The sequence below is a fragment of the Xenorhabdus sp. KJ12.1 genome (assembly GCF_963876495.1).
GTDB classification, from domain to species: Bacteria; Pseudomonadota; Gammaproteobacteria; order Enterobacterales; family Enterobacteriaceae; genus Xenorhabdus; species Xenorhabdus stockiae.
Genome location: NZ_CAWNQH010000104.1, coordinates 1 through 6,983, shown reverse-complemented (window position 1 = coordinate 6,983; position 6,983 = coordinate 1). Strand labels below are relative to the sequence as shown.

Annotated in this window: 9 protein-coding genes; 3 read left to right on the top strand and 6 right to left on the bottom strand. The window is 47.8% G+C overall.

What is annotated here, in order from left to right; all coding sequences use genetic code 11:
• Positions 1-140 precede the first annotated feature (140 nt).
• From AACS92_RS15465 to AACS92_RS15440, 6 genes are all read right to left on the bottom strand, one after another.
• On the bottom strand, positions 141-341 hold the full coding sequence (locus tag AACS92_RS15465) for a hypothetical protein (RefSeq protein ID WP_099111682.1): 201 nt from the start codon (positions 339-341) through the stop codon (positions 141-143).
• A 219-nt stretch (positions 342-560) separates the two neighbouring features.
• On the bottom strand, positions 561-950 hold the full coding sequence (locus tag AACS92_RS15460; protein WP_099111681.1) for an antiterminator Q family protein: 390 nt from the start codon (positions 948-950) through the stop codon (positions 561-563).
• 18 nt (positions 951-968) lie between these two features.
• Positions 969-2,330 carry a replicative DNA helicase gene (locus AACS92_RS15455; RefSeq protein ID WP_099111680.1) on the bottom strand — a complete coding sequence of 454 codons (1,362 nt, stop codon included), beginning with the start codon at positions 2,328-2,330 and terminating at the stop codon, positions 969-971.
• Positions 2,327-2,911, bottom strand: a complete 585-nt coding sequence (locus AACS92_RS15450) for an ATP-binding protein (RefSeq protein WP_099111679.1) — start codon at positions 2,909-2,911, stop codon at positions 2,327-2,329. The genes AACS92_RS15455 and AACS92_RS15450 overlap by 4 nt, the downstream gene beginning before the upstream one ends.
• Positions 2,912-2,926: 15 nt before the next feature.
• Positions 2,927-3,709: a helix-turn-helix domain-containing protein gene (locus AACS92_RS15445; protein ID WP_099111678.1), complete on the bottom strand. Its 783-nt coding sequence runs from the start codon at positions 3,707-3,709 to the stop codon at positions 2,927-2,929.
• Positions 3,710-3,755: 46 nt separating this feature from the next.
• Entirely contained in the window at positions 3,756-3,992 is a 237-nt protein-coding gene (locus AACS92_RS15440; RefSeq protein WP_099111677.1) for a transcriptional regulator, read from the bottom strand.
• A gap of 182 nt (positions 3,993-4,174) precedes the next feature.
• Between AACS92_RS15440 and AACS92_RS15435 the strand changes: the two genes are divergently transcribed.
• The 3 genes from AACS92_RS15435 to AACS92_RS15425 form a co-directional block, all read left to right on the top strand.
• Positions 4,175-4,786 carry a helix-turn-helix domain-containing protein gene (locus tag AACS92_RS15435; protein WP_099111676.1) on the top strand — a complete coding sequence of 204 codons (612 nt, stop codon included), beginning with the start codon at positions 4,175-4,177 and terminating at the stop codon, positions 4,784-4,786.
• A 276-nt stretch (positions 4,787-5,062) separates the two neighbouring features.
• Positions 5,063-5,458: a hypothetical protein gene (locus AACS92_RS15430; RefSeq protein ID WP_099111675.1), complete on the top strand. Its 396-nt coding sequence runs from the start codon at positions 5,063-5,065 to the stop codon at positions 5,456-5,458.
• Between the two features lie 394 nt (positions 5,459-5,852).
• A partial coding sequence (locus AACS92_RS15425) for a tyrosine-type recombinase/integrase (protein ID WP_099111674.1) occupies positions 5,853-6,983 on the top strand: 1,131 nt, incomplete at its 3' end.

Here is a 6,983-nt window from a genome sequence, read left to right as displayed (position 1 = left end):
AGGGAGTCATCGTTGACTAAGGTGACAGGGCGTAAATCCATCCGCTTTTTTCCTCTCGACGCTGACTGTTCTCAGGAAAACGACAACACGAAAAGCCGGCATTCACCGGCTGTATTTTCACGTTCTGGGAAATAACCCCATCAGGAAGAACGTTTGAAAAACGTGTCATCGTCCCGGCTTTCCATTAAACCCGCCAGACGAAATTGGGTTAACAATAGTTGGCAACGGGGTTCAGGCAGCCCCATTAATTTAGACACTTCAGAAACAGAAAACCACGTATGCAAAGGCACGGCATCTAAAACACAGGCGGCTGTTATTGTCATATCTTCATGTTTTAACATGATAAATTTAACCCTCCGGGCAGTTTTTATGCTTAAACACACATGTAACTCTGACCAAAGACAACAGCAAGTTTTATGTTTATTTCAGGCGTAAAAAAACCTTGCACGGGACAAGGTTTAAGCTGCCGGGTATGAATAAGCCGGGTGACTTTGCTATCACGTTTATCACAATAGCACCGTTTTTACGATCGTAAAGCGTTATTTTTATAGGCCGTCACATCAGGGATATTTCACTAACGGGATGTCTTTATCCATGTCCAGTGCAATATCCAGCATCATTAACATCCCGTCAATCACGCCTTCGGCCTTTTGTAATCGCTTCCCGATGTGCGTATCCGAACAATGATGATCATGGGCGAGTTGCATAAAGGTTTTACCAAAGACGTAATAATCAAACAGCAGATCGTGCGCCTCGTTACTCTGCTGATTCAGTTTTGCCATGCAACTGGCGATAATCAGGGCATCATCATCACAACACTGTACGCGGGATTTCACCCGGTTCGGGATTAACCCTTTGAAGCCCGCCGCAATGGAGGACCAGTAAACCCCGTCACGATTATCCGCCGCCCATGCGCCCCAGCGCTCCATCACTAACTGAATATCACGCATTCATGCTCTCCCCTGTGATCAAAGCGCCCTGTCGGCATAACGGCGTTGTTTTTGTTTGTCTTGTCGCGACCTGCGGCACATTTCGGCGGCCGATATCTGATCAGTCGGCAGGTAATGACCGTGCCGGAATGCCTGATAAACTGTGCCGGTTTGCCCGTGACGGTTCTTCTCCAGAATAATTTCCGCGTATTGGCCGGCGGGACTGAATGGGTTATACACTCCATCTCGATACGTAAAAAGGATGCGATCCGCATCCTGCTCCAGTGAGCCGGAATCACGTAAGTCTGCCGCTATCGGGCGACGCTGATGCAAGGGGCGTTTATCCACGTCCCTTGAGAGCTGGCTCAAGGCCGTGACCGGGGTATGTAGCCGTTTTGCCAAGCCTTTCAGTGCCTTCGATATTTCTGCCACCGCCAAGTCATGACGGTCAGCCCGGGGTTTTCTAATCAACCCAAGGTAGTCGACGAAAATCCCCTTTAAGTTCGGGTGACGACGCTTATGGGTTTCACTGATAGCGCAAATTTGTTCGACACTCAGATCGCTGGCATCCAGCACATGAATATCCCGGTCGATAAGCGAACCCAGCGCATTGCCAATACGCCCCCAGTCTTCATCATACAGTTCACAGTTTCGTAGTTTAGACACCGGCATCGCCGCCGAACTCGCCACCATGCGCTCGGCAATTTGCTGCGCCGCCATTTCCATGGAAAACAACAACGCCCCGCCCCCGTCGCGGGTCATGCCTTCAATCATGCACAGGGCCAGTTCCGTTTTTCCCATGCCCGGGCGTCCGCCCAGTAAAATCAGGTCAGTCGGGTTAAATCCGCCGGTCAGTTCGTCCAGCGGCTCAATGCCTGTCAGGATCATGCCGGTCTTGCCCTGATTGCGCGCCTCCAGTGTTTCAACGTACCTGTCCAGTAAGGTACCGATGACCACGGGCTGTAAGCTACTCTCGCTCTGGGATATCCCGTTAAACCGGGAGGCAAACGCCTCAACCAGTGCTTCCGCTTGCGTGTGATTGCCACAGGCCTGGATCTCTTGCTGGTAGCGGTTAATCAGATCAGTGACCTGACGTACCCGCCAGTAACGCATGACTTTTTCCGCATAGCCTTTTAAATTGGCCCGCCAGACCGGCGTTTTGGCTAATTCCAGCAAGTTAGCCAGAATACCGCGTTCTTCGCCCATCGCATCCGCAATGAAAAAGGGATCGATAATCGCACTGCTCAGGGCCTGCTTTTTGATTTCGCCGTACACCCGGCGCAGATGAACAGAGCTGAACGCCTCATCCGGTAACACCGCTAATACGTCGTAGGCATCCGGGGTCGCCCCACCGGATAACAAGCCACTGATAACGGCCATTTCCAAATCATAGACATTCATGCGATTTCCCTCCGGTAGCTTTCCCAGTCAAAGGCCAGTACCGTGCCGCCCTGAAGCACTCGGTCCAGCGTCCGATCACCCAAAAACTGCGCCAGCTCAGTCACGGGCAAGTTACTGATCAGAATGGTGGGCAGCAGATCTTCATAGCGATTATTCAGCACCTCAAACAGAATATGACGTTCAGACTCCGTGCCGTACTGCACGCCGATTTCGTCAATCACCAGCAAATCCCGCTCGCTGTAAAATTTCAGGGTATCAAATTCACTCATATCCCCCTCGCTATTCCATGAGCGACGAAATGCCCGGATGATGCGCGAGGCGGTGGTGATAAACACGGCTTCATCCCCGCCTGCGGCAATTTCCCGACACAAAGCGACAGCAAGGTGGGTTTTGCCCGTGCCCTGACGCCCGCACAGGATCATGCCTTCCCCAGCCCGCTTGCGTTCCGCCCACGTCTGGACGTAGCCCTGACAGGTTTTCAGATTGATTTCTGCCCTGCCATTCTGTGGCTGATAGGTGGCAAAACTGGCCTGCGCAAAGCGGGGGACGATGTTCAATATTCCCGGTTCCGTTGTTTCCATCACGTCTGCTGCTCCTTAAAGATTTTTTGTCCAGCTCGCGGCGTGTGATTCATAACGCTTGTGCTCAAATCCGCTATGGGTGTTGATTTGGGGCTGCCGACCGGATTTCTGCTTGTCAGGAAATAACCCTTGCCAGCTGTTGGCAATGGAGGTGCAAATTACCGCGTCAGGATTGGGACAGTCTGCCAGTTGCTTGGCCTGCTGGCGGCAACTGGTTTCGGTCAGGGGCTTCCTGATCTCCTGTCGGAACGTCACCCAATCCGCCCATATTTCGGCACTGACATTCTCGGGTTTGGCCGTCAGGGGATCGAATACGGATTTTTTTGCCTGTTTTTCCTGCCCAGCCCCTTGGGGTTTTATAGGTTCTTTGACTGGTTCCTTGACGGGTTCAAAAGAGTGACTGATTCTGGTGCCATCTGACGGCATAGGGGGTCTGCCATTGGGCGGCACAGGGGTGTCAGCAAATGGCATAGGGCTGCCAACCGGTGGCACAGGGGGTATGCTTTTGGGTGACACAGGGCCAGCGGATAAATTCAGGTAATAAACATTCGAGGCATTCCCTTTCCCGTTGTGATTACCCAGCCGGTTTTCCTTGGTCAGCAAACCCATCTTAATCAGGGCACCAATGTGACTTCGCACGGCGCTTTTGCTGCATTCACAGTGATCTGCAATATGCTGATATGAGGGCCAGCACTCCCCTTTGTCGTTTGCATTATCAGCCAGCTTAATCAGCACCAGTTTTCTCAGGGGATTGCCCACCCGGATACTCATTGCCTTCGCCATCAGACTCATACTCATGCCATTTCTCCCTGTTATCGATCCGCCACCAGCGGGAATTGGAAATTTATTGCGGGGTTTTCGCTTCAGGCGGCGGGAAAACGGTAGGCAGATCAGGACGCAATTCATGCGCCTGAACCGCCCCGTTTGAAAACACCACAATATCGGGGACCCGTGATACCGAAACCCGTTTTTTTCCGTACAACCATGCACTGACGAGCGATTGCGCACACCCCAGTACCTGAGCCAATTTGGCCTGACTGCCTGCGATATCTATCACTTTTTTTATTACACTGTTTTTCATTCTTCCCTTTCTCCAACACCACGGCAATAACAATATCACTAATGGTCAATATAAATCACTATTGGAGTGTTTGTAAAGATATCACTCTAGAGATAGAATAAGAAAAAAATGTTCCAAGACAGCGGTTCTTGGGTTTATCCCCGGTATTCGACGTAAATGCGGGAACCACTCATGAGGCACTTATGACTCTTGCTGATAGATTAAAAGAAGCTATGGCAGATAAGGGGCTAACCCAATCTGCGCTGGCAAAAAAAGCCGGCATGGCGCAATCCATGATATGGAAATTACTTTCCGGGAACGCAACCAAAACAGGCCGGCTCGTTGATTTAGCCAAGGCGCTTGACGTACGCCCAGAGTGGCTGAGTGATGGCAGTGGTCATAAATCACAGTCCGGTGATACTGATTTTGCTGTCAAGCATGACAACCGTTATGCACCGGTAAAAATTTATGAAGCAGAACAAGAAACCCCGGAGTGCTTCATGGTGCCGGCCTTTTCTGAACAGCAAACCGCCTTTGAATCCTGTCGGGCTTATCGCATCACCCAAAATACCGGCTGTGCTGAAGCGCCGGAAGGAACAGTGATCGTGGTAGATACACAGGAAGAGATCGCCAATGATGATTTAGTCTATGCACGGATAGGAGAGCACTATTCCGTTTATCGTTATAAACAAGGGGGAGCGGTCAGCTTTTTATCTGTGGATGACTCACGTATCCCCTTGATAACTCTTTCTCCCGACATGGAAATCGTCGGTGTAATTGTGTATTTATTTCGTCACATGAAGCGAAAACGATAACCTTCCTCTCCCGACTTTAAACACCACCAACCCCTGCCTCTATCTGCAATAAGATACTGTTTTTAATGCAGTATCTTCCTTTTCACTGAAATAATAATCCCCATCAAGATCTAAAATCATTCAAATAATATCAAATTAAAATTATTAGATATCAATAAGATAATTAAAAAATTTGCTTTATATCACTTTAGGTATGGATTCAATGAAATTTAAGTGATAATGTTAGTGGCATCAAAGTGATAGGAATAATCACTACCCTAATAAGCGAGAGGATTTATGCGTACCTTCATTTCTGCCATCATCAAAAAACCGGCAACACAACAAAAAAAGGCTATCAACATTAAAGGCATTGTTGCCAATATCGCACAAAAAAACAGCCTGCATGCAGAAACAACACATATCACCTTTTTGGCAGATCAATATCGTCAGGGCAAAACCCAGCATCACGGCATGGATATAAAGAATAACGATGAATTTAAACATCATATTTTAGCGACGTATCGGGTCAACCCAAAACATACCGAGCCTGTGCCTTACTATCATTTAGAACTGATTGTCGATTACGGTTATGCACTCTATCAGCGGCGAGGACGGTATATGAATTTAGTGGATATATTGCCTTTTACTCAATTTTCAGCCCCGGAAATAAAAACTACCCTCATTGATAATTAACACATTCATGAATGCAAGGAAAATAACAGCAATGGATTGCCTGAAATAAAAATAAACGACTTAATCATGAAATTAAGCGCTTAATTTGTGCAGGTTTATTGTATGCAAAATGTGTAAATTATTCGGAGAAAAATAAAATGAGGCTCGTTGCTAATCATAAGAATAAGAAAAAAGCCAGTCTTACCAGAAAGCAGGCGGCTGACTTTATCGGCATTAATGTCGATACATTATCCCATTGGTGCGCTATAGGTAAAATAGCCTACAACAAGAAAGATCCCGCCAGACCCCGATCCCCTTATTTATTTACATACGCGGCATGTATTGCAGCCCTTAACAATTCGATCCAAACTGTGCCTGTGAGCACGGTAGATGTGGCAGAAAAAGGAGATAAAAAATGTCAATCTTCCGTAGAGGAAATACATGGTACGGGAACTACACGACACCAAGCGGCAAAAGAATTAAGGAATCGCTTGGAACAACGGACAAGAGGCAAGCTCAGGAATTGCACGATCGAAGAAAGGCCGAATTATGGCGCATAGAACGGCTGGGTGATTTTCCTGATGTGACGTTTGATGAAGCCTGTTTACGTTGGATTGAGGAAAAGGCCGATAAAAAATCACTGGATGATGATAAAGGGCGTATGGCGTTCTGGCTGGAATACTTCAGCGGAGTGAGATTAAAAGATATTACCGAAGCCAGCATTTACACGGCGGTTAGCAAGATGAAAAACCGCAAGGCCAAGGAGCGCTGGGAAAGTCAGGTTCAGGCAGCCAAGAAAAAAGGACACGAGATCCCAGCCTATAAAGAAGTCTCAGTATCGGTAGCGACCAAGGCAAAGCACTTAGCTTTGATTAAGGCTCTATTAAGAGCCGCCGAAAGAGATTGGAAATGGTTAGAGAAAGCCCCTGTGATTAAAGTCCCAACCGTCAGAGAAAAACGAGTCAGATGGTTGGAGCCTCATGAAGCGCAAAGATTAGTTGATGAATGTCCCGAACCACTTCAGTCAGTCGTTAAGTTTGCGCTGGCTACAGGGTTGAGACGCTCAAATATTATTAATCTGGAGTGGTCACAAATTGATATGCAAAGACAGGTTGCATGGATACACCCAGATCAAAGCAAATCATCCAGGGCTATAGGGGTAGCCCTAAATGAAACAGCTTGCAGGGTGTTACGGGATCAGATAGGAAGCCATAACAAATGGGTTTTCGTTCATACGAAATCATCAATCAGTCCAAACGGAATAGCACTGCCTAATGTGAGAAAGATGCGTGTTGATGATAATACAGCATGGAATGCAGCGTTAAGACGAGCAGGAATCGAAGATTTTCGTTTTCATGATTTGAGACACACTTGGGCTAGCTGGTTAGTACAATCAGGTGTTCCATTATCAATTTTGCAGGAAATGGGCGGCTGGGAGTCAATCGAAATGGTTAGAAGATATGCACACTTAGCACCGAATCATCTGACCGAACATGCGCGACAAATTGACCTGCTTTTTGGCGGAGGTGTCCCAAATTCGTCCCAA